The organism is Gloeothece verrucosa PCC 7822 (genome assembly GCF_000147335.1).
GTDB classification, from domain to species: domain Bacteria; phylum Cyanobacteriota; class Cyanobacteriia; order Cyanobacteriales; family Microcystaceae; genus Gloeothece; species Gloeothece verrucosa.
In genome coordinates, this window is record NC_014501.1 from 1,203,699 (window position 1) to 1,226,008 (window position 22,310).

A 22,310-nucleotide genomic window follows, 5' to 3' on the forward strand; every position below is an offset into this window, starting at 1 on the left:
AATAACCTCCATCTTCCTCTAGCCAAAATTAATATGCCACAGAACTATTGGACAGACAACGATCCCGACAAAGACCTCGATCCCATTAGCTCTTTATTGTCAGAATGGACTGATCCAGAAGACGAGGAAGAAGAATTTAGAAGCGACTTTTTCCAAGGATTATCAGGACGTAGACAAAAAGCCGCTTTTATGTTAACGGTGATCTGGGGAGTAACCATTGGACTGCATTTAGTCAGTTGGGGAACTTGGGTAATTATGGCCTTGACAACAATGGTAGTGATTCAGTTCTTTCGCCTGGTGACGGCAGTGGCTCCTCCTGTCCCAGAACCGTTATCCGATCAAGCTCTGGCTGATGCTCCCTCTGTATCTTTATTGGTAGCGGCTAAAAACGAAGAAGCAGTCATTGGTAATTTAGTTAATTTGTTGTGTAATCTGGATTATCCTACAGATAAATATGAAGTCTGGATTATTGATGACTATAGCACCGACAAAACCCCACAAATTTTAGATAACTTAGCCCAACAATATCCTCAATTAAAAGTGATGCACCGAGCGGCTAATGCTGGCGGCGGTAAATCTGGGGCACTTAATCAAGTATTACCTCTAATTAAAGGAGAAATCATCGGAGTTTTTGATGCCGACGCTAAAGTGTCTGCGGATTTATTACGTCGTGTAGTCCCCCTTTTTGAAGCTCAAGAAATGGGAGCCGTACAAGTCAGTAAAGCCATCGCTAACGCGAGCGTAAATTTCTGGACTAAGGGACAAATGGCCGAAATGGCCTTAGATAGCTATTTTCAACAAAAGCGCATCGCCATTGACGGAGTAGGAGAATTAAGGGGAAATGGTCAATTCGTGCGTCGTTCAGCTTTACAAAGATGCGGCCAATGGAACGAACAAACCATAACCGATGATTTAGATTTAACCATGCGCTTACACCTAGATAATTGGAAGATCGGCTTTTTAGTTGAACCAGTGGTAGAAGAAGAAGGCGTTACCAGTGCGATCGCTTTGTGGCATCAACGCAACCGTTGGGCCGAAGGAGGATATCAACGTTATCTAGATTACTGGCGGTTAATTCTTCATACTCCAATGGGATTGAAGAAAAAAGTAGATTTATTTTTCTTTATTGTGCTTCAGTATCTTCTCCCCACCGCAGCCATTCCGGATTTGCTCATGACGCTAACCCGCCATCGGGTTCCTTTGTTTAGTCCGGTTTCTGGACTAGCTCTTGGTCTTTCTTGTTGGGGAATGTATAGCGGACTCAAACGCATACGTAAAAATGAACCATTAAGCTTTGCTGATTTATTAACCATTGCTTGGCAAACTTTAAGAGGAACTTTTTACATGATCCATTGGTTTATTGTGATTCCCAGTGTGACAGCAAGGATGTCTATTCGTCCTAAGCGGCTTAAATGGGTAAAAACCGTTCATGAAGGAACTCCTGAAGAAAGTTTTGAATTTTAAGGGCTGAAAGTGATTCGAACTGACTAGGGTCGGCAACTTTTTCCCGACCCACTTAATAGAGGAGGACAGGGAAAACTTATTGCTCGGACAACATTCGATAGATCTCCCGTTTTAGCTCAATGATCCTCTCCCGAACTCGATTGATTTGTTCCAAATTGCCACTATTTCCTATTAAAGTAACAGCCTCATTAAGTTGCGTTAAAGCTTTGCTCAACTCCATCAGTTCAGAAGGTTGATTACTCATTTGATTATAGTAATCATCTAGTGGACTTCCTTGCTCTGTTTGTTGAGTTCGTTGTGTTAATAAATCTTGACCACTTTCGGTTATGGTATAAACCCGTTTGCCTTCTACTTGTTGACTGGTTAAATACCCTCCTTCTTCTAATAACTGAAGGGTTGGATAAACTGACCCCGGACTCAAGCGGCGAAAACCTCCATAACGCCCCTCTAAGTCTTTGATCAACTCATAACCGTGTCGGGGACGCTCACACAGCAAAGACAGCAAAATAAATTTAATATCACCCCGACGAGTGCGGCTGTTATGTCTTCCTCTTCTACCTCCACCCTTAAACTGTCTTCCTTCAAAGTTCTCACTGGCAAAAAACGGATGACCAAAACCAGCTAAAGCCGGTGTAAAAAAATGTCGATGAAATGGTCTAAACATTTTTATGTTCCTCAATGACTAAAAGTAAGTTGATGATCTATTACGATATATCGCAAACTATTTTTATTATATCACGATATATCGGATTGAGGGTTATTAGCCTCGTAAACTAAGGCGCATTTAAATTTTATAAGTTTAATTTTGAGAAAAACGTTGAATCCTTTTCCCTTTCCGCCTTCCCAATTCCCCCTCCTTTGTCTCAACTAATAATTTAGATGCGTAACAGCTTATGGCAGCCACCGGGCGTAGCACTGATGCGGCAGCAAGAAGAAGCACCAATGTATCTAAAAAATCTTAAACTAGCGGCTAAACCGGGTGATTTAAGCTACTTCTGTAGCGGTTTGTACTATAAAAAGATAATAAACAGAGCAAAAAATTGAAAAGAGGTAGGATATACTTCAGACGAACCGTTCTTATAATTGTAACTATACATAATGATCCTCGAAATTTTACCAGGACAGAGTTTTCCCTTGGGCGCTACAGTTGATTCCGAAGGCGTAAACTTCTGTATTTTCTCTAAACATGCTCAAGGCATAGATTTACTTTTATTTGATGAACCCAATGCCCCTCAACCCTCACTTATTATTAAGCTAGACCCAACGGATAACAAAACCTTTTTCTATTGGCACGTTTTTGTCAAAGGACTCAAACCGGGGCAAGTCTATGCTTATCGTGCCTATGGGCCTTTTGCGCCAGAAGAAGGACATCGCTTCGATCACCAGAAAGTATTGCTTGATCCCTACGCCAAAGCCATCGTTGGAGAAGAAATATATGATCGTGGAGCCGCCAGAAGACCCGGCGATAATTGCGCTAAAGCCTTACGAGGAGTAGTGGTGGATAACAGCACTTACGACTGGGAAGGAGACTTGCCGCTTGAGTTGCCCTATTCTAATAGTATTATCTATGAATTGCACGTCGGCGGTTTTACCCGTAATCCTAACTCAGGACTGCCTCCTTCTAAACGGGGCACATTTGCCGGACTGATTGAAAAAATCCCCTATCTAAAAAACTTAGGGGTTACCGCCGTTGAATTAATGCCGATTCATTATTTTGATCCAGAAGATGCCCGAGATGGCTTAACCAACTATTGGGGCTATACCACAGTAGGATTTTTTGCGCCGCATCGGGCTTATAGTTCGCGAAAAGATCCCTGTGGGCCCCTCGATGAATTTCGGGATATGGTCAAAGCTTTGCATCGAGCCGGCATAGAGGTCATTCTTGATGTAGTGTTTAATCACACCGCCGAAGGCAATGAAACCGGTCCCACCCTTTCTTTTAGAGGACTAGATAATTATACTTACTATATTTTAGACGCTCTTGATCCGGCTCTGTATGCGAACTATACCGGCTGTGGCAATACCTTTAAAGCCAATCATCCCATTGTCAGCCATTTAATTCTCGAATGTTTGCGTTACTGGGTAGCCGAGATGCACGTGGACGGATTTCGCTTTGATCTCGCTTCCATCTTAGCTAGAGACACATTTGGAGATCCGATTCAAGAAAATATACCCGCTCTTGTCTGGGCGATCGAATCTGATCCGATTCTAGCAGGAACAAAACTGATTGCAGAAGCTTGGGATGCGGCCGGACTCTATCATGTAGGTAGATTTGTCGAACTGGCGGATTGGTTTTCCGAGTGGAATGGTCCCTTTAGAGATGATGTTCGTCGCTTTATCAAAGGCGATGCCGGCATGGTTGAACGCTTAGCCGCCAGGATTTTAGGCAGTCCAGATATTTATAAGCGACCTAATACTAACGTTAATAGAAGTATCAACTTTGTCACCTGTCATGATGGTTTTACCCTCAATGATTTAGTGTCTTACAACAAAAAACACAATGAAGCTAACCGGGAGAATAACCAAGATGGGGCTAATGATAACGAAAGTTGGAACTGTGGAAAAGAAGGACCCACAAACGATCCACAAATAGAAGCTTTGCGCTTGCGACAAATGAAAAATCTGCTGACGATCCTTTTTATCTCCCAAGGAACGCCGATGTTACTGATGGGGGATGAAGTACGACGGACACAACGCGGCAATAATAACGCTTATTGTCAGGATAATGAATTAAGCTGGTTTAATTGGGATGAAGTGAATAGCCAGTTTGAGCTATGGTGTTTTGTGAGAAGATTAATTCACTTTACTCAAAAGTTAAAGCTTTTTAGCCAAGAAAGCCTCCTAAAAGTTTCCTATAGCAGCCTCCAGCCCCATCTTAGCTGGCATGGGGTCAAACTCGGAGAGCCAGATTGGTCTTATGAGAGCCGCACTCTAGCCTTTTCCCTACGGCATCCCGAAGCCGATGAGTATTTGCACGTGATGATTAATGCTTATTGGGAACCGATTACTTTTGAATTACCGCTTCTTGGGCATGGAGAATATTGGCATTGTATTATCGATACCACTGAGTCTTTACAAAATAGCTTCTGTGATTTAGAGGCGGCAACTCCAGTTAAAGAGCAGTTTTATCGAGTAGATGCTCGTTCTTGTGTGGTTTTAATGTTAAAGCCGTTAACTTAAAAATCTGAGCAATTCTACCCTTGGGACTGTTAACTTTTTCGATAACTTTTGTTAAGTTGTCTACGGTTTAAGTATAAGGGGAAACAGATAACCATGCCCCAGAATCAGCGAACTATTCTGGTTGTCGATAACTCTCAACAAGACCGAGAAACTTACCGCAGTTATTTGTTGCAGGATAAAAAACACGCCTACAACATATTCGAAGCCGAGACGGCCCAACAAACCCTCGACCTTTGCTCACAACAATTTCCGGATGTGATTGTTCTGGGAAATACTTTAAGTGATCACGAGCGGCTAGAAATCTTAAATCAGTTGAAAGCCATTCGAGGAACGGATGACTTACCAGTGGTGCTACTCATGGACCAGGACCATGAAGCACTCCCTAGCGCCATCAAAACTATCGTCAGCGAGTATCTCATTAAAAGCAAGACCAGGGCAGATAATTTGCGCTTGGCAATCGATTATGCTATAGAGCGTGATCGCCTCAACCGTCAGCTAGAAAGTGACATAACCGCTCGTCAACAAGCTCAGGAGGTACTTAAACAACAATTATTGAGGCAGCGCCTAGTAGTCAATATGCTAGAGCGCATCCGCAAGTCCCTCAAGTTAACCGAAATTCTCCACACCACCGTCGAGGAAGTGCGGCAATTTCTCGATACGGATCGGGTGATCATCTTCCGCTTTGACCCTGACTGGAGCGGTGATATAGTCGTAGAATCTGTCGGTCAAGAGTGGACAGCCATCTTATCGACAACCATACGCGATCCCTGTTTTACCAAAGCTAACAAAGGCTCTGGATCTACCTATATAGAAATGTATCGACAGGGTTTAGTGACCTCGATCAACAATATTTACACCGCCAAACTCCAACAATGTCACCTTGATCTGTTGGCTCAATTTCAGGTGAAGGCTAATCTAGTGGTGCCGATTTTACAAGCTGAGTATTTATGGGGATTGCTTATTGCTCATCATTGTGCTAGTCCTCGACAATGGCAACCCCAAGAAATTGACCTGCTTCAGCAATTGGCGATACAGGTGGGAATAGCTATTCACCAATCTACTATTTATGAACAGCTACAAAGTGAACTGATCGAGCGGCGAAAAGCTCAACAAGCCCTGCGGGAAGCACGAGACAGCTTAGAAAAACGGGTATTGCAACGCACAGCCGAATTAGCCAACACTAACCAAGATTTACAGAAAACCCTCGCTGAACTTCAAATCGCTCAAAAACAACTGTCTCAGCAAAATGAAGCCCTGATCAACGCTCGGAAAATGGCTGATGCAGAGCGCAGACGTTATCAGGATTTGTTTTCTGAAGCTCCTGACGGCTATTTAGTCACCGATGTGGCGGCAAAGATCCAAGAAGCTAACCGCGCCGCTTCGGCCTTGCTTAGAGTCTCTCAAGAGGAGCTAGTAGGGCAATCTCTATTACTCTATATTGCCCCAGTTGACCGCCAAATCTTTGAGCGTCAATTGGCTCAGTTACAGCCGCTACAAGATTGGGAAGTTCACCTAAAACCGCCCAATGGTTCTGCTTTTGTGACTGTTATTGCTGTTACGATTATTAATGATTCTCTTGGGCAACCTGTGGGGTTACGCTGGTTACTGCGCGATATTAGCGACCGCAAACAAGCCGAGCAAAAAATTCAACAACAAGCCGCACTGATTGATATTTCTACTGATGCAATTTTTGTCTGTGATTTAGAGAATAATATTTTATTTTGGAGTGAAGGAGCTACCCGTTTATATGGTTGGACAATTCAAGAAACTTTGGGGAAAAAAGCCAACGAGTTATTTTATACATCCTCTTCTTTTCCCATTGAACCTAGTTTAAATATTATTATTAATAAAAATACTTGGTACGGGGAGTTAGAACAAATTACGAAAGATAATAGAAAAATTATTGTTGAGAGTCGCTGGACTTTAGTCAGAGATGAAACCGGGCAACCTCAATCTATTCTAGTAGTTAATACCGATATTACCGAAAAAAAATACCTAGAAGTTCAATTTTATCGCGCCCAACGACTAGAAAGTATTGGGACTTTGGCGAGTGGGATTGCTCATGACCTCAACAATATTCTTCAACCGATTTTATTTATTTCTCACCTACTTAAGCAAAAATTTCCCTATCTCGACGAACAGACAAAAGAGCGGCTGAAAATGCTAGAAGACAGTAGTCGGCGAGGGACATCTTTAGTTAGACAAATTCTTTCGTTTGCTTGCGGGGAAGAAGGAAGCCGCGCCCACGTACAAGTTAAACATATCTTGCGAGAAGTGATTCAAGTTGCTCAAAAAACCTTTCCCAAATCAATTAACATTCAGATGAAACGCATCACATCTGACCTATGGACCGTTCATGCAGATGCAACCCAATTACATCAAGTTTTTATGAATCTAATGGTTAACGCTCGCGATGCTATGCCAGAAGGCGGTAATTTGAGTCTATCTGCTGAAAATTTATTTATTGATGAAACATTCGCTCGCATGGATATAGAAGCTCATGTGGGGTTTTATGTCGTCATCAGCTTTACCGATACGGGAACAGGTATTTCTTCAGAAATTATCGAGCGAATTTTTGACCCCTTTTTTACCACAAAAGAACCCGGTAAAGGCACAGGACTAGGGCTATCAACGGTTAGAGGTATTGTTAAGAATCACGGGGGTTTTGTCAGGGTATCTAGCGTACTTGGTAAAGGTAGCCAATTTAAGGTATATTTGCCGGCTGTTGATGGGCAAGAAACCCAAGAAACTCAAGACTTAGAATTACCTAACGGTCGTAATGAATTAATTTTAATTGTGGATGATGAGGCATCTATTCGAGAAATTACTAAAACCTCTTTAGAGGAGCATAATTATAGAACTCTGGTGGCTAAGGATGGAGTTGAGGCATTAGTTCTCTATGCTAAATATAGTAATGATATTGAGCTAGTGCTGATGGATTTGATGATGCCAGAAATGGATGGAGTAACAGCGATTCGCGCTCTAAAAAAAATTAATTCTCAGATTAAGATTGTGGTTACCAGTGGCATCGTATCTAATACTAAGCTTGACGAAGCAGAGCCGGTGAATGTTACGAGTTTTTTATCAAAACCTTATACTGAAAAGGAATTATTGGAAACTTTAAATCAAATTCTTTCGAGATGAAAAATCTAACAATAGGCAATAGGTGTTTCTGCATTCTAGCCCTAAGTAAACCCTGGCTATTCTAATTTTTTAATCACTTGATAAATGGCTTGACGTTGTTCAGAGTCGTAATGCCAACGGTTTAAAAATTCGTGGTAAACGCCTTCATCTTTTTCCAGGGTTTCCCGTAATTTGTCTAACTCCTGAGATAAATCGAGCAGTGGTAAATTTTGAATTAAGTGAACGGTTCTTTTTTGAGTGTCTCTAGATTGTTGTGCCAATTCTGGATCGTTATTTCGAGTGTGAGTAATGGCCATTGCGGTAGACATCGATACATTTTTGGTCAATAATTCACTCACGATTTTAGGAGAAGTTTTTAGCCCCGAAAGAACGGCTTGAAAAGCAGAATCATCTAAAGGGTAATCCCCAGTTATATAAACAACAAAAAAACCTCTAGCTCCGTTTAAAGTTTTGACGAGATCAGTGACAAGGGTTTCTATTTCCTCCTGGGAGGAAGTTCCTTGGCTAATTTGTTCGAGTAACTGTTGAGTGAGTTCTATTGCTTGTTCAAAGGTGACTGACGAAGGGATTGTTAAAGTCATATTCCTATAAATAAATGGATAATTTAATTGTAACTTGCTAGGGGCAAGGGTTGAAAAGAAAAATCGTAGGTAAGCTAAAAAAGCTCGTCCTACGAGGTAAAGCAATGGATTGGCAACTAGAGGGAAACTTATTATGAGTTAACTCGCTTGAGGCAAAACAGGACTGATTACAGGAGAATTATTAACCGTAGCGATCAATTCTGATATTACCTGTCTGAGTCGCTGTTCACTCTCATCATCAAGCAAAACACTATCATCCGACTGCTTTTGAATATGTTTATCGACAATATAAACAGTGCTGACAAAATCCCGCCCACCCAACTCAAACAAAACCGGTTTAAGCGCATATTCCACCGCCAATAAATGGGCAAGCGTTCCACCCGTAGCAATCGGAAAAATCACTTTACCGGCAAGAGCCTTTTGGGGCAAAAGATCCAAAAACGCCTTTAAAACTCCTGTATAAGAAGCCTTATAAATAGGCGTTGCAATAACAATCACATCAGCCTTATCAATTAACACCTTAGCCGGCTCCAAAGACGGACTCTCATAACGTCCATAAACTAAATCTTCGGCAGGGAAATCTCGGACTGAAAGAATCTCCGTCTGCCAACCCTCCTGTTGTAAAAGTTTAAGAGTATATTCAAGCACTCCATAAGTTCTAGAGGGATGGGAAGGACTACCCGCGATCGCAACAACTTTAACCATTAAAAAACCTCCTAATCTATGAATAAACAAAATTAGTTCTTTGCTTAGGGACAATTTCCGTTTGCAACACCTGAGCAAGAATATGCTCAACCAAAGTCACAAAAATCGGATCACTACGATGGCGGGGACGAGCAAGAGAAATACTCAAATCCATCTTTACTTGACCGGCTTCGAGCAATACCACACGATCCCCTAACATAACCGCCTCCTCTACATCATGAGTAATCAGAAGCGTTGTAAAATGTTGCTCATTCCATAATTTTTCGATCAATTGCTGCATTTCCACACGAGTTAAAGCATCCAGCGCACCCAAAGGTTCATCTAGAAGCAATAACCTCGGCTCACTCACCAAAGCCCTTGCTAAAGCCACTCGTTGACGTTGCCCACCTGAAAGGACACTCACCCAATCAGGGGCCCTATCTGCCAATCCCACTTGTTTTAAAGCCTCCATCGCCCTAGGTTTCCAGTTACCCCGCAGCCCCAAGCCCACATTTTCTAATACCGGTTTCCAGGGCAATAATCTAGCATCTTGAAACATAATGCGGGCAACAGAATTTAATTGGCGCAAAGGTTTTCCGTCAATCAAAATGCCGCCTTTTGTCGGTGGTTCTAATCCAGCAATTAATCGAAGTAGGGTACTTTTCCCGCAGCCGCTACGCCCAACAATCGCCACAAACTCACCCGGCGAAACCTCTAAATCTAAATCCCGCAAAACAGTCTGAGTTCCAAAAACCTTACTCAATCCCAAAACTTTTAAATCTGCTCCCTGCATAATATTTTCTTATTCCTCTGAAAATAACATTTGTATTTATCTTTCCCTTCACTTTGTCCAGGGCAATGCGGACAATTTCTGAAAAAAACGCCCCCAACTATTTAACTAGCTGCAACTTGATAACTCGGATGCCATTGCAACAATTTAAACTCCAAAAAACGAGCAACCTCATCAGCCAACTTGCCCAACAGAGCATACATCAAAATACTAAACACCACCACATCAGTTTGCATAAACTCTCTAGCATTCATCGCCATATAGCCAATACCCGAATCCGAAGCAATGGTTTCTGCCACAATTAAAGTCAGCCACATAATCCCCAAAGCATAGCGCACCCCCACTAAAATCGATGGCATAGCACTAGGAAAAATAATCTGAGTGAACAACTCCCAAGGTTTTAACCCATAAATTCGGCCCATTTCTAGCAAGCCTTGATCCACTGTGCGAATCCCATGAAAGGTATTAATATAAATTGGGAATAGCACCCCAATAGCTACTAAAAATATCCGCGCAGGATCTCCAATACCAAACCACAAAATGACTAAAGGAATCATGGCTAAGTGAGGAATATTTCGCAGCATTTGTACTGAAGTATCAAATAAATGTTCACAAGTGCGAAAAGCCCCATTAACTAGCCCTAAAATAAACCCGATAGACCCTCCAATTAGAAATCCTGTTAGTGCCCGTCCAGCACTAATAGACAGATGTTTAAATAATTCTCCTGAGCGTGTCAAATCAATTGCCGCTTGTATAACTGCGGTTGGTGCTGGTAAAACTCGCGTCGATATCCAACCGATTTGAGATAATATTTGCCAAATTATAATTAAAGTCAGGGGGATTATCCAAGGCAATATTTTATCATATTTTAGGTTAAGTTTTCTGTTTTTCATAATAATTAATTTCCTCTATAAAAATATTTTTAATGAACTTCACTCAATAGATCAGATGGGCTTTTTGTTCCCATCTCAAGAGCGGTATTAACCTTGTCGCTTAGACGTTCATAAGGACGGCGTAAACGCTGCGTTTCAACTTCCCAGACATAACCATGAATGACAACATCATCAGGAATTAGTGGAGAATTTCGCAATAATTCCACTTGCTTAATCGTGATAGCATCCACATCAGTAAAAGTTTTAATCCAAGTTGAGAAAATTCCTTTAGGAAGTTTTAATTCAGGTAAAGCCGGGTCGATTTCTACCTCATCAACTTTAATGCCTCGGTCTTTTAAAATCTGGGCTAATAAATCCCCTGAAGCCGTCATCATTCCGCATTCAGTATGAGTAACAACAATAATTTCTCGGGTTCCAAAGAACTGAGTCGTTAACATAGCCGAGCGAATAGCATCATCTGTTACTAAGCCGCCAGCATTGCGAAAAATATGAGCATCTCCTTCACTAAGCCCAAGCACTTTTTCTATAGGTAGCCGTTCATCCATACAAGCTAAAACCCATAAGCGTTTATTGTTTGGGATGCCGAGTTGTCGTCTTAATGCCCAATTTTTTTCTTGTTCAAGTTTTTGGTCAATTTGTTCGTGTAAAAAAGTCATTGAGTCTCCTTATTAGTCATTATTCATCAGTTATTAGTTATTAGCCATTAGTCATTTATTTGAAATCATGTTGACTAAGGACTAACAACTAAGGACTAACAACTCATTAATCTACTGTAGTTGTTGTTTTTTTCTCGGTTACCTGTTTAGGAAAATAGTCATTAGCGAGGATTTCCCCAAAAGGACTAAACAGTTGAGGTTGTTTATCGGTTGGGAGATTTTCTAAGGGCAAACGAGGGAAAAGAAGCTCCGCCACATAAAAAGCCTCTTCTAAATGGGGATAGCCGGATAAAATAAAGGTTTCAATGCCTAAATCCCTATATTCCAGCATCCGAGCCGCCACCGTATCGGGATCACCCACTAAAGCCGTTCCTGCACCCCCTCTCACCAATCCAACTCCGGCCCAGAGATTGGGACTAATTTCCAAAGCTTCCCGAGAACCTTGGTGTAGTTGAGTCATGCGGCGTTGACCAACGGAATCCATGCGAGCATAAGCTTTTTGAGCCGTAGCAATAGCATCCTCATCCACATAGCGAATTAAATGGTTCGCCGCTTCCCAAGCCTCTTGTTCTGTCTCTCTGACGATCACGTGCAGACGAATACCAAATTTTAATTCTCTTCCCTCAGCTTGTGCCAAACGGCGTACAGAATCAATTTTTTGAGCAACTTGCTCAGGGGGTTCTCCCCAAGTCAGATAAACATCGACGTGCTTGGCGGCTACTTGTTTAGCAATTTCCGATGAACCCCCAAACCACAGAGGCGGGTAGGGTTGTTGAACCGGGGGAAATAGGAGCTTTCCGCCTCGAATATCGAGATAATCTCCTTTAAAATCGGTTTCGTTTCCACTAATAATCCCACGAAAAGCACTAAGAAATTCATCCGTCAGTCGGTAGCGATCATCATGGCTCAGATGTAAACCATCCCCTGCCAATTCAATTGGATCGCCTCCGGTTACCACATTAATCAGCAAACGCCCATTAGACAGCCGATCAAAACTAGCCGCCATTCTCGCGGCAGCACCAGGAGAGATTAAACCCGGACGCACTGCCACTAAAAAACGCATTCGTTGAGTATGGGCCGCCAAGTAAGAAGCGGCAATCCAAGAATCCTCACAAGAGCGTCCAGTGGGTAATAATGCTCCTGTAAAACCCAAATGATCCACCGCTTGAGCAATTTGTTTAAGATAACCTGGGTTAGTTGAGCGCCCACCAAGCCCTGTACCTAAGTAACGCCCATCTCCGTGAGTCGGAATAAACCAAAGAAGTTGCATCATTTTCTCCTTGACTAATTGGATTTTTCGGTCAAATCTTTAACTTGAATTGGCTTAGGTAAAAGCTTTAAGCCGAGGAAAGTATCAGCGATCTGTTGTTGATAAGCGGTAATCTCCCCATTAATTGGCTCAATTCCTCCCGGACGGCGTTTTAAAACCTCTTCTAGGGTGGGAACATCCAAACCTAATTCAGGAGCCAGCAAGGTTGCCGCTTCAGTCACGTTAGTTTTTGCCCAACTATCTGCCTTTTTGGTTTCCTCGATAATGGTTTTGACTCGTTCGGGATATTGTTCCACAAACGGTTTAGCCGCTAGATAAAATTCGCGGTTAGCTACTATCCCCTCGCCATCCTCTAAAACTCTGGCACCTGTTGCCCGTTTGGCTGCGGTGAAAAACGGGTCCCAAATTGCCCAAGCATCTACGCTTCCCTGTTCAAAAGCGGCTCTAGCATCGGCAGGCGGCAAAAAAATGATGTTAATATCTTCATATTTTAGCCCCGCTTTTTCTAAGGCTTTTACTAAAAAGAAATGCACATTAGACCCCTTATTGAGAACCACCTTTTTTCCCTTCAAATCAGCTAAAGTCTTAAGGGGAGAATCTTGTTTAACTAAAATCCCCTCAGCTTTAGGATTAGGGGTTTGACTGGCTACATAAACCAGAGGGGCACCGGCGGCTTGAGCAAAAATAGGTGGGGCTTCTCCGGTATGCCCAAAATCGATGCTACCAGCATTAAGGGCTTCCAACAGTTGAGGACCTGCCGGAAACTGTAACCATTGCACCGAGATCCCCTCCCCTTTCAGTCGTTGTTCTAAATTTCCTCTCGCTTTCAAAATATTGAGCGTTCCAAATTTCTGATAACCAATGCGAATCACTTTACTTTCAACATTATTGGTTACAGGATTGCTTGGAGAAGAAGAACTAACCGGTAAATTTGTCTGAGTTGAGCTACAAGCCGTTAAAATTATCCCTACAATAACTAGGAAAATAATTTTCTTTGCGCCCTTTGCGCCCTTGTGCGAAACCCAAAAATCTAACAGATTAAGTCGAAGGTTTCCAAATAGCATCTTGTACTTTGATAGATTTGGGAATAATTTTTAATCGATAAAAAGTATTAGCAATTGCCTGTTGTTCGGCCACCATTTCTGGTGTTATCGGTTTAAAACTGTAATTACGTCGTTTGGTGACAACCTCGAGAATGGATGGTTCGATTTTCAGCAAAGGAGAGAGTAACTGGGCCACCTGTTTAGGATTATTTTTTGCCCAATTGGATACCGTTTGTGTTTCTTGTTGAATAGCCTTAATAATCTTGGGATATTTTGTGACAAAAGATTGATACCCTAAGAAAAAATCTCGATTCTTGACTAATTGCTGGCTATCGACCAATACACGAGCATTAGCTTGGCTTTGGGCTATTGCATAATAAGGGTCCCAAATTCCCCAAGCATCGACGCTTCCCTGCTCAAAAGCGGCTCTAGCATCGGCAGGAGATAAATAGGCGGGTTTGATGTCACCCCAAGAGAGTCCGGCTTTTTCCAAGGCTTTGACCACTAGATAATGGGCGCTAGAGCTTTTGGCTAAGGCGACGGTTTTACCTTTTAAGTCTTTGACGCTTTTAATGGGAGAATTTTTCTTAACCAAAATGGCAGAACTTTTATCTTTAGGGTCACTACCTCCTACATATACTAAAGGCACTCCGGCGGCTTGAGCGATAACTGGCGGTGTATCCCCTGTACGAGCAATGTCAATACTACCGGCATTAAGCGCTTCTAACATCGGTGGTCCGGATTGAAATTCTATCCATTCAATAGAAGACACTCCTAATGCTTTTAGCCGAGTTTTTAGGTTTCCTTTGGCTTTGACTAGAGTGAGTGGATCAAATTTTTGATGTCCGATTCGCAAGACGATCGAGGGTGATGGCGAAGACTGAGCAACTCTTACACTTTGAGCGTTAGACACCTTGCCAATACAGGCTACAACCAGGAGACTCAAGGCTAAAGGAAGCGCAAACAATAAGACGTATCTTCTGACCCATCGCTTTGACCACATCTAACATATCCTTTGTTTCCAGAGACATTACCTTACTTCGGAGTAACCATTTGGAAAGATGCAAGGACATCTGATTACTCCGTCTTTAAGACTGTTGCTTTTTATAATATACTATAACTTTATCGGAATTAAGTATTTTAAAGAGCAATTTTCTAAACTAATACAGATATTCGCGTATAGCAACGGTTAACAGATTGATATCTTCGCCGGACTAAAGGCGTGGTGATTCCTCGAACACTTCTAATCAGCCAACTCACTGCCGATAGTGCCGCTTAAAACCAAACTGACGACAGCAGTGATCACAACGAGACTGATCGGCTTCCTTAAACAGCTAGGACTGGGAATAGATTAAATTCTAGAATTTTGTTAAATTTTGCAACTTTTTAGCCGATAATTAGTCATCCAGCCTATATTGTTGCTCAAAGTGTAATAACACAAGAGACCGTCCTCTAATCCTGAAGACTTGGCAAATCTAGATTTTACAAGCCTTTTTCAGATATAACAATAGAGAAATCTCTCGCCAATAAACGATCATTAAATAACCATTTTTGTAGTTGATATGAAATTAACAAATTTAGAATTCCTATATAAATTAAATTCTCGACTGGCTCAAAAATTTTTTATTGATCTGGCAGGAGATACTAAAAATACTATTTTTATTTCTTCTTCACCAAGAAGTGGTAGCACTTGGCTGGCTGAAATAATTGAATATATTACTAAAAGTCGTTTTATTTTTGAGCCTTTTCATACAGGACAGGTGAATTTTGGATTGCCTAATACTCGTCCTTTATACTTACGTCCTCAATCTGAGTATCCACAATATAAAGAAGCAATCGAAAAAATTGTTAATGGCAAAATAAAATCCCAATGGACAGATACATTAAACAAACAAATTTTGCCAAAAAAACGCTTGATTAAAGCTATCCACAGTAATCTGATGCTTAAATGGCTGATGGTCAATTATCCTGATATAAAATTCATTTATCTTTTAAGGAATCCTTTTTCAGTATCATTATCTATAGCCAGAATGGGAGGCGATATTCACTTAGAAGATATGTTAAGTCAAGAAACTTTAGTTAAAGACTTTCTTGCCGATAAAATTGATATTATTAACTCAGCTAACACGGCTTTTGAAAAAGCTATGGTGCGATGGACTATAGAACAATTTGTTCCTTTATCTCTATTCGAAAATGATGATAATATCTTAATAATATTTTATGAAAACCTGTGTTTAAATACAGAAAAAGAAATAAGTAAAATATCAAAATTTCTTCAAGAAGACATTGATAATACTGATGTTAGCTCACTCAAAAAAATGATAAAAAAACCATCAGCAACAGCATTTTTGGCAATAAATAAATCTCTAAAAACTGAAGTAAATAAAGCAGAATATGACCTAAAAAGCAAAAATAAATTAACTGAATGGCAAAACTCAGTAGAGCAATCTCAAATAGATTATGGATTAAAATTATTGCAAGCTTTTAATTTAGATAAATTATATAATGATGATTTAATCCCTAATACAGCGTTGATCAATAAGTGGTGAATAAAAATTGTTAAAAAGGTGAGCAAATTTGATTAAAACCTTAAAAGCTTTGTACAAAGTAGATAATCAGCTTTGCCCACCCTAGGCAAGCGGCTAAACTGACGGGGTGACAACAAGGTTAAAGTGGAGACTGGGGGTAGGGTTTTGGGTGTGGGGGGTAGGGAAAAATATCCCAACTCAAGTTGACGGGGCTAACTCAATATAAAAAAAAAACCGCGCATTTCTTCCTACAACCAAACATGATCTATGATCTATAAAAAGAGCGATTAATGATTGAAGTTTTTTCCCCACCCCCTACCCCCCACACCCTACGATGCTCCGCGCTACGCACAGTCGCTTGTGCTAGGAGGTCACCCTGTCTTAGTTACAAGACTCTTGTCACCCCGTAAGGCGGCTAAATTTTCTATTTGGCTGAGTTTTTGTTAATTCTAGTAACGTATTTGGGAATTATGTAAATATAATTAATTCTCAGTTTTTGATTATGATTGAATGGCTAATGGCAGGATTCATTCTATTACTTATAATAGGATTATTATATTTATTAATTAATTTACCGCAAGAAGTTAAGCAACAAAAAGTCAAAAATAAAAAATTTCTAGACTCTAAAAGTCACCGAAATAAGTCTAGTATCAAATCCTTAAATACTGCTCCCAAAAAAGATGCAGTAATCTCGGTTTTAGAATCTAAGGTACTAAAATTGGTGGGAGGACAGCGAGATGTAGCTCAACGGTTAATCGATAATATCAAGCGAAAAAATGTTGATAAGGATGAAATTTGGTGTTGGGAAAAAGTAATAGAAGATTTAGAACGAGACCGTCGCTAAAAATTGTTAAAAGGTGAGGAAAGTTTATCTTAGAAACTTTACCCACCCTAGAGGATAAGCCATGAGTAATTATTTTTTAACTGGCTTAACCAAATCGACCACTAATATATTCTTTAGCTTCATTGGAATGAGGAGAATTAAAGATAACCTCAGTGGGACTATACTCCACTAATTTTCCTCGCCGCTTACCATGTTCATCGATTTCCGTATTAAAAAACGCCGTCCAATCAGCGACTCTAGAGGCTTGCTGCATATTATGAGTTACCATAATAATCGTGTATTGTTCCTTGAGTTCTAAGCAGAGTTCTTCAACTTGACGAGTAGAAATGGGATCAAGAGCAGAACAAGGTTCATCCATTAATAAAACCTCGGGTTTCATAGCGATGGCACGAGCAATACAAAGTCGTTGCTGTTGTCCTCCAGATAACGCCGTTCCCTTTTCTTTCAGCTTATCTTTGACTTCATTCCAAATAGCAGCACGTCTTAGAGAAACTTCTACTAATTCATCTAAATTGCCTTTATAACCATTAGTCCGAGGAGCAAAAGCAATATTTTCATAAATCGTTTTAGGAAAGGGGTTAGGTCTTTGAAAAACCATTCCCACTTGTCGCCGCAATTTAACAGAATTAATTTTCGGGTCGTAAATGTTGCGATTACGATAATTTAATCTCCCTTCAACTTTAGCACCGGTGATTAAATCATTCATGCGGTTGAAGCAACGGAGTAGGGTACTTTTCCCACAACCTGAAGGACCAATAAAAGCCGTAATTTGTTTTTCAGGAATTTTCATATAAACATCTAGCAGGGCTAAAAATCCAGCATAGTAGACCTTTACGCCTGCCACATCAAACACAGCATTATCTTGCTGATCTGCTATAGTATTCCCCCATGAACTTTGATAGTTACTATCGGTCATTTTTTTTGTCTCCTAATCTGGATGAGAGGTGGTTGGTTAGAAATTTCTCTTAACGAGAGAAGCGTTGACGAATATAAATGGCGACACCATTTAAAGCCAAAACTAAAGCAATCAAAGCAATAATGGTGGCTGCTGCCGCATTAGCAAACCCCGGTTCTGGACGAGTGATATAAGAATAAATTTGAATCGGTAAAGCCATAAATCGCTGAAACAAACCCGGATTAAAGGTGAGAAAACCCACAGCACCCACTACAATCAAAGAAGCCGCATCCCCAATGGCACGAGAGACAGAAATAATCACCCCTGTAAGAATCCCCGGAATAGCATAGGGAATAACATGATTACTGAGGGTTTGCCATTTAGTAATCCCTAAACCGTAGGAAGCATTTCTAAGGGAATCTGGCACAGCACGAATGGCTTCTCTAGCGGTGACAATAATCACAGGTAAAGACAATAACGATAAAGTCAATGCACCAGAAATTAATACCGGTCCAAACCCGAGTAAATAATTAAAAACCCCTAAACCCAATAAGCCATAAACAATCGAAGGGACTCCCGCCAAATTACTGATATTAATTTCAATAATCGCTGTCCACCCGTTTCTCGGGGCGTATTCTTCGAGATATAAAGCGGCTCCCACACCAATAGGAACAGCTACCAAAATGACCACAATTCCTAAAAGAATACTGCTCACAATAGCAGGACGAATTCCCCCTTGATCCGGAAAACGCGAAGGAGTTTCTATCAAGAAGCCAGGGGTTAAAAATCTCCCTAATCCGTCTTGTAAAACATCAAAAAGTACCAATGCCAAGACGAATAAACCAATTAGCAATCCTAGCAAAAAAATTTTTTCAAAAATTTTTCCTAACTGTTCGCGGCTCTCGACATTATCAGTAAATTCAGTCCCCGAATGTCGAAAATTATCTTGTGTATTAATGGTCGTCATGTTGATTACTCGTACTTTTCTTTAAAGCGATTAGAAATCCAGTAACTCACAATATTTAAAACTAGAGTGAGTAGAAACAAAACAGCCCCGACAGCATATAAAGTCTTATAATTGAGGCTACCTCGGGGACTATCTCCCCCAGAAATTTGCGCCATATAAGCGGTCATTGTTTGGACTGACTCTGCAAGATTAATGGTTAATCTGGGTTGTTGTCCGGCAGCGATCAGCACAGTCATGGTTTCACCCACAGCGCGAGAAATTCCTAAGATAATTGAAGCCGCAATACCCGAAAGAGCGGCAGGAAGAATTACTGTAAAAATTGTTTCCAGTTTAGTTACACCCAAAGCATAAGAACCTTCTCGTAAAGAACGAGGAACAGCGCGAATGGCATCTAAACTGATCGAACCTACAGTCGGGGTAATCATAATTCCCATCATTAACCCTGCACTTAAAGCATTGAAAATTTCTACAGGAATAATAAACCGTAGCAAGGGGGTAACAAATAATAAGGCAAAATACCCATAAACAACGGTAGGAATTCCCGCTAAAAGTTCCACCGCAGGACGTAAAATAGCCGCCGTTTTAGGTTTAGCATATTCGGCTAAATAAATCGCCGAGGATAACCCTAAAGGAATAGCGACAAACATGGCTATCGCTGTGGTTAAAAACGTCCCATTAATCAGAGGCCATATTCCAAAATGTTTTTGAGCAAAAAGCGGTGTCCACTTAGTATCTAGGAAAAACTGAGCCAAAGTAACTTCTTGAAAAAACTGAAAAGTTACCTGAAAGATAATAAAGACTATCCCAAAAGTCGTAAACACCGAAACCAAAGCACAAAGAAACAAAATTACCGCAACAATTTTGTCTTGGATATCGTCTGATAGCTTGTGGTCTAAGGAATCCCTAGATTGTCCCCAAAAATTATCTTGAGAATTTGTGATTTGCATAATTTAACTTAACAGAGATTGACAGTTTTTTAGATAAAATTCGTGATCGGTTCACCGGGTTTAGCTTTTTTAAATTTAGTTCCCGTTTCCCCGGTTGCCAATTTGTTGATGACCTTACTATAAGCTTCATCCGGTAGAGGAACATAACCGACACTATCCACCCATTTCCAAGAATTTCTCAGATAAAAATCTAAAAATTCTCTCAGGGATGCTTTGCCATCTAAAGCTTTTTTATTGACATAGATAAAGAGAGGACGAGACAATGGGTTATAAATGTTTTTGATCACATTGTCCACAGGAACCGGTTTTTGACACTTACCATCAGGGCCTTCGATAGCTACTAAATTGAGTTTGTCTTGGTTTTGCAAGTAATAAGATAACCCGACATAGCCTAACGCTGAAGTATCCCCGGCCACCCCTTGAACCAGTAAATTTTGATTATGACTAGGACTGTAATCTGTGCGGCTATTTTTAGCTTTTCCGGTAATTGCTTGAGTAAAATAATCAAAGGTTCCTGTATCAGAAGCGGGAGCATAAAGCTTGAGTGGTTCATCAGGAAAATTGGGATTAATTTGATTCCAACTTAATACCTTTTCATCCGCTTTAGCGTTCCACATTTTGGCGAGTTCTTTAATCGTCAGACATTTAGCAAAGTCATTTTTCCGATTGACGATCACCGCAATTCCGTCTAAAGCGATCGGCAATTCAATAAATTCCACACCGTTCTTTTTGCATCTTTCAATTTCTTCTTCTTTAATGGTACGAGAAGCCCCAACAATATCAAGGTCCCCCGCACAAAATTTACTAAATCCTCCTCCTGTACCACTTGAAGCCACGCTAATTTGAGCTTCGGGGTTAAGTTTGCCATATTCTTCGGCAACGGCTAAAGAAATGGGAAACCCTACTGCCGCACCATCAATACTCACTTGACTTTGCTTTTGCTCGGAGCCGCTACAAGCACTTAAGCTGTAGGTAATAAACAGCAAAAAAGTTAAAAGAAAACTATTTTTAAATCGTCCTTGAAAGTTCATGATTTGTTAGCCCCTTGAATCTTGTCAAAAAGTCCTCCCTCTGCCAAAAAAGTCTTTTGGATATTATCCCAACCCCCTAAATCTATGGCGGTAAATAAGGTTTGAATTTGAGGGAATTTTGCACTCACTTCCTGACTAACTAAGGGGTTAACCGGACGATATCCTAATTTAGCAAATTCTTGCTGTGCTTCTGTTGAGTAAAGAAAATCAACAAAGGCCTCTGCTACTTGCCTTGTGCTGTGCTTATCCACATATTCATCTACCACAGCTACCGCATTATCAATGGAAATGTTGACGGATGGCACCAGATAAGGCAATTTTGCCCCGGTTTTTTCCGCGAGAATGACTTCGTTTTCATAATTAATGAGAACATCTCCCTGATTATGTTTAAAAAATAAATCACTCGCTTGCCGCGCATTGGGCAATAGAATAGGAGCGTTTTTATAAACTTTAGTGACATAATCTAAGGTGGCGGCTTCGTCTCCTCCGGTTTGCTCTACCGAACCCCAAAAAGCTAACAATTGCCAAATAGCAATCCCAGAAGTCTTCGGGTTAGCTAGAATCACTTTTACATTATCTTTGGCTAAATCTGCCCAAGTTTTGATATTTTTCGGATTCCCAGGACGGGTTACAATGGTTGCAACCGAGCGGGTAACAATGCCATTTCGAGGGGCCCGGTTTTCCCAACCTTTTCGAATTAAATTAGCTTGCTCAATTCGGTTCACATCTAAAGGAAGTGCCAGATGCACGATATCCGCTTCTTGTTTACCAGCAATAACATCAGCCGTTTGAGCTACTGAACCTCCATAACTCGGTTCAAAAATTACTCGTTGATTGTGTTCTTTTTGCCATTTTTCTTGAAATTTTGGGATGATTTGGTCATGTGCCGCTTTAGTCACTGAGTAAGAAACCAACTTGATTGTCACTTCTGGTTTATTGGCCAAACTACTTCCGGCACAAGCGGCTATTGCTATACTTAAAGCGGCACCTAGCAATAGTAAACCTACAAAATTTTTGACAGAGCGTGCTTTTAACCATCTTGTTAGCACGGATGGCCCTAAATGTTTTACTAATCCCATCTGATTAATCATCAACCCTTGTAATTGCTTCAAAGTTAAAGTTTTTGACTTAACTGAGCAAAAATTTATTAATCTACTATATTCCGACTTAGATACCGTAGATTATAGATCATTCTAAGATTCATTGATCAATAGCACAAGAGTTTTAAACTATATTTAATCTTTTAATTGAAAAACAGATGAGCTAAAGCCGTTCTGGATTATTTTTAATGATTTTATTATCCAGAAAAATCGTTTTTATTTATGATAAAAAAAGTTGTTGACTGGCTTTTAATTTATTACTAAAAATGATTGCTTTTTGGGGTAAGATGCGT

General features: G+C 40.6%; 20 protein-coding genes. 6 read left to right on the forward strand and 14 right to left on the reverse strand.

All coding sequences use genetic code 11. From position 1 onward, the window contains the following. Positions 1 to 33: 33 nt before the first annotated feature. Positions 34 to 1,464 (forward strand): glycosyltransferase family 2 protein, encoded by a 1,431-nt coding sequence (locus CYAN7822_RS05380; RefSeq protein WP_013321220.1) that lies wholly within the window; start codon positions 34 to 36, stop codon positions 1,462 to 1,464. Positions 1,465 to 1,540: 76 nt separating this feature from the next. Here CYAN7822_RS05380 and CYAN7822_RS05385 read toward each other — a convergent pair whose 3' ends face one another. Further along, positions 1,541 to 2,128: a PadR family transcriptional regulator gene (locus CYAN7822_RS05385; RefSeq protein WP_013321221.1), complete on the reverse strand. Its 588-nt coding sequence runs from the start codon at positions 2,126 to 2,128 to the stop codon at positions 1,541 to 1,543. Between the two features lie 215 nt (positions 2,129 to 2,343). Here CYAN7822_RS05385 and CYAN7822_RS37490 point away from each other — a divergent pair, with 215 nt between their 5' ends. From CYAN7822_RS37490 to CYAN7822_RS05395, 3 genes are all read left to right on the forward strand, one after another. Next, entirely contained in the window at positions 2,344 to 2,508 is a 165-nt protein-coding gene (locus CYAN7822_RS37490) for a hypothetical protein (RefSeq protein ID WP_157871784.1), read from the forward strand. Between the two features lie 54 nt (positions 2,509 to 2,562). Next, on the forward strand, positions 2,563 to 4,644 hold the full coding sequence (gene glgX / locus CYAN7822_RS05390; protein ID WP_013321222.1) for a glycogen debranching protein GlgX: 2,082 nt from the start codon (positions 2,563 to 2,565) through the stop codon (positions 4,642 to 4,644). Positions 4,645 to 4,737: 93 nt separating this feature from the next. Further along, on the forward strand, positions 4,738 to 7,788 hold the full coding sequence (locus CYAN7822_RS05395; protein ID WP_013321223.1) for a PAS domain S-box protein: 3,051 nt from the start codon (positions 4,738 to 4,740) through the stop codon (positions 7,786 to 7,788). Between the two features lie 56 nt (positions 7,789 to 7,844). Here CYAN7822_RS05395 and CYAN7822_RS05400 read toward each other — a convergent pair whose 3' ends face one another. From CYAN7822_RS05400 to CYAN7822_RS05435, 8 genes are all read right to left on the reverse strand, one after another. Next, the gene (locus tag CYAN7822_RS05400; RefSeq protein WP_013321224.1) at positions 7,845 to 8,369 is read right to left on the reverse strand and encodes a hypothetical protein; all 525 of its coding nucleotides are present in this window, start codon (positions 8,367 to 8,369) and stop codon (positions 7,845 to 7,847) included. Positions 8,370 to 8,507: 138 nt separating this feature from the next. Next, on the reverse strand, positions 8,508 to 9,074 hold the full coding sequence (gene ssuE, locus CYAN7822_RS05405; RefSeq protein ID WP_013321225.1) for an NADPH-dependent FMN reductase: 567 nt from the start codon (positions 9,072 to 9,074) through the stop codon (positions 8,508 to 8,510). Between the two features lie 16 nt (positions 9,075 to 9,090). Further along, positions 9,091 to 9,846 carry an ATP-binding cassette domain-containing protein gene (locus CYAN7822_RS05410; RefSeq protein ID WP_013321226.1) on the reverse strand — a complete coding sequence of 252 codons (756 nt, stop codon included), beginning with the start codon at positions 9,844 to 9,846 and terminating at the stop codon, positions 9,091 to 9,093. Positions 9,847 to 9,947: 101 nt separating this feature from the next. Then, positions 9,948 to 10,736 (reverse strand): aliphatic sulfonate ABC transporter permease SsuC, encoded by a 789-nt coding sequence (gene ssuC, locus CYAN7822_RS05415; RefSeq protein ID WP_013321227.1) that lies wholly within the window; start codon positions 10,734 to 10,736, stop codon positions 9,948 to 9,950. A gap of 29 nt (positions 10,737 to 10,765) precedes the next feature. Next, on the reverse strand, positions 10,766 to 11,392 hold the full coding sequence (locus CYAN7822_RS05420; protein ID WP_013321228.1) for a beta-class carbonic anhydrase: 627 nt from the start codon (positions 11,390 to 11,392) through the stop codon (positions 10,766 to 10,768). A 106-nt stretch (positions 11,393 to 11,498) separates the two neighbouring features. Beyond that, positions 11,499 to 12,665, reverse strand: coding sequence for an FMNH2-dependent alkanesulfonate monooxygenase (gene ssuD, locus CYAN7822_RS05425; RefSeq protein ID WP_245602694.1), 1,167 nt, complete (start codon positions 12,663 to 12,665; stop codon positions 11,499 to 11,501). An 11-nt stretch (positions 12,666 to 12,676) separates the two neighbouring features. After that, a complete protein-coding gene (locus CYAN7822_RS05430; RefSeq protein ID WP_013321230.1) occupies positions 12,677 to 13,726 on the reverse strand; it encodes a sulfonate ABC transporter substrate-binding protein in 1,050 nt (349 codons plus the stop codon). After that, positions 13,701 to 14,708 (reverse strand): sulfonate ABC transporter substrate-binding protein, encoded by a 1,008-nt coding sequence (locus CYAN7822_RS05435; RefSeq protein ID WP_013321231.1) that lies wholly within the window; start codon positions 14,706 to 14,708, stop codon positions 13,701 to 13,703. Before CYAN7822_RS05435 ends, CYAN7822_RS05430 begins: the two co-directional genes overlap by 26 nt. A gap of 559 nt (positions 14,709 to 15,267) precedes the next feature. Between CYAN7822_RS05435 and CYAN7822_RS05440 the strand changes: the two genes are divergently transcribed. After that, a complete protein-coding gene (locus CYAN7822_RS05440) occupies positions 15,268 to 16,254 on the forward strand; it encodes a sulfotransferase domain-containing protein (protein WP_013321232.1) in 987 nt (328 codons plus the stop codon). A gap of 496 nt (positions 16,255 to 16,750) precedes the next feature. Beyond that, complete coding sequence (locus CYAN7822_RS05445; protein WP_157871785.1) at positions 16,751 to 17,077, forward strand: hypothetical protein; 327 nt, start codon at positions 16,751 to 16,753, stop codon at positions 17,075 to 17,077. An 85-nt stretch (positions 17,078 to 17,162) separates the two neighbouring features. Here the strand turns inward: CYAN7822_RS05445 and pstB are convergent, their stop codons facing one another. Genes pstB through CYAN7822_RS05470 form a run of 5 tightly spaced genes read right to left on the reverse strand, consistent with a single transcriptional unit; the run spans position 17,163 to position 22,008 of the window. Next, positions 17,163 to 17,993 carry a phosphate ABC transporter ATP-binding protein PstB gene (gene pstB, locus CYAN7822_RS05450; protein WP_013321234.1) on the reverse strand — a complete coding sequence of 277 codons (831 nt, stop codon included), beginning with the start codon at positions 17,991 to 17,993 and terminating at the stop codon, positions 17,163 to 17,165. Between the two features lie 49 nt (positions 17,994 to 18,042). Beyond that, positions 18,043 to 18,939 carry a phosphate ABC transporter permease PstA gene (gene pstA, locus CYAN7822_RS05455; protein ID WP_013321235.1) on the reverse strand — a complete coding sequence of 299 codons (897 nt, stop codon included), beginning with the start codon at positions 18,937 to 18,939 and terminating at the stop codon, positions 18,043 to 18,045. Positions 18,940 to 18,944: 5 nt separating this feature from the next. Next, positions 18,945 to 19,886, reverse strand: a complete 942-nt coding sequence (pstC, locus tag CYAN7822_RS05460) for a phosphate ABC transporter permease subunit PstC (protein WP_013321236.1) — start codon at positions 19,884 to 19,886, stop codon at positions 18,945 to 18,947. Between the two features lie 29 nt (positions 19,887 to 19,915). Further along, positions 19,916 to 20,917 carry a PstS family phosphate ABC transporter substrate-binding protein gene (locus tag CYAN7822_RS05465; protein ID WP_013321237.1) on the reverse strand — a complete coding sequence of 334 codons (1,002 nt, stop codon included), beginning with the start codon at positions 20,915 to 20,917 and terminating at the stop codon, positions 19,916 to 19,918. After that, a complete protein-coding gene (locus tag CYAN7822_RS05470) occupies positions 20,914 to 22,008 on the reverse strand; it encodes a sulfate ABC transporter substrate-binding protein (protein ID WP_013321238.1) in 1,095 nt (364 codons plus the stop codon). Before CYAN7822_RS05470 ends, CYAN7822_RS05465 begins: the two co-directional genes overlap by 4 nt. Positions 22,009 to 22,310: the final 302 nt, after the last annotated feature.

Coding starts and splice junctions, on each gene's coding strand:
- CYAN7822_RS05380 (WP_013321220.1), top strand. CDS start 34: ATGCCACAGAACTATTGGACAGACAACGATCCCGACAAAGACCTCGAT.
- CYAN7822_RS05385 (WP_013321221.1), bottom strand. CDS start 2,128: ATGTTTAGACCATTTCATCGACATTTTTTTACACCGGCTTTAGCTGGT.
- CYAN7822_RS37490 (WP_157871784.1), top strand. CDS start 2,344: ATGCGTAACAGCTTATGGCAGCCACCGGGCGTAGCACTGATGCGGCAG.
- glgX (WP_013321222.1), top strand. CDS start 2,563: ATGATCCTCGAAATTTTACCAGGACAGAGTTTTCCCTTGGGCGCTACA.
- CYAN7822_RS05395 (WP_013321223.1), top strand. CDS start 4,738: ATGCCCCAGAATCAGCGAACTATTCTGGTTGTCGATAACTCTCAACAA.
- CYAN7822_RS05400 (WP_013321224.1), bottom strand. CDS start 8,369: ATGACTTTAACAATCCCTTCGTCAGTCACCTTTGAACAAGCAATAGAA.
- ssuE (WP_013321225.1), bottom strand. CDS start 9,074: ATGGTTAAAGTTGTTGCGATCGCGGGTAGTCCTTCCCATCCCTCTAGA.
- CYAN7822_RS05410 (WP_013321226.1), bottom strand. CDS start 9,846: ATGCAGGGAGCAGATTTAAAAGTTTTGGGATTGAGTAAGGTTTTTGGA.
- ssuC (WP_013321227.1), bottom strand. CDS start 10,736: ATGAAAAACAGAAAACTTAACCTAAAATATGATAAAATATTGCCTTGG.
- CYAN7822_RS05420 (WP_013321228.1), bottom strand. CDS start 11,392: ATGACTTTTTTACACGAACAAATTGACCAAAAACTTGAACAAGAAAAA.
- ssuD (WP_245602694.1), bottom strand. CDS start 12,665: ATGATGCAACTTCTTTGGTTTATTCCGACTCACGGAGATGGGCGTTAC.
- CYAN7822_RS05430 (WP_013321230.1), bottom strand. CDS start 13,726: ATGCTATTTGGAAACCTTCGACTTAATCTGTTAGATTTTTGGGTTTCG.
- CYAN7822_RS05435 (WP_013321231.1), bottom strand. CDS start 14,708: ATGTGGTCAAAGCGATGGGTCAGAAGATACGTCTTATTGTTTGCGCTT.
- CYAN7822_RS05440 (WP_013321232.1), top strand. CDS start 15,268: ATGAAATTAACAAATTTAGAATTCCTATATAAATTAAATTCTCGACTG.
- CYAN7822_RS05445 (WP_157871785.1), top strand. CDS start 16,751: ATGGCAGGATTCATTCTATTACTTATAATAGGATTATTATATTTATTA.
- pstB (WP_013321234.1), bottom strand. CDS start 17,993: ATGACCGATAGTAACTATCAAAGTTCATGGGGGAATACTATAGCAGAT.
- pstA (WP_013321235.1), bottom strand. CDS start 18,939: ATGACGACCATTAATACACAAGATAATTTTCGACATTCGGGGACTGAA.
- pstC (WP_013321236.1), bottom strand. CDS start 19,886: ATGCAAATCACAAATTCTCAAGATAATTTTTGGGGACAATCTAGGGAT.
- CYAN7822_RS05465 (WP_013321237.1), bottom strand. CDS start 20,917: ATGAACTTTCAAGGACGATTTAAAAATAGTTTTCTTTTAACTTTTTTG.
- CYAN7822_RS05470 (WP_013321238.1), bottom strand. CDS start 22,008: ATGATTAATCAGATGGGATTAGTAAAACATTTAGGGCCATCCGTGCTA.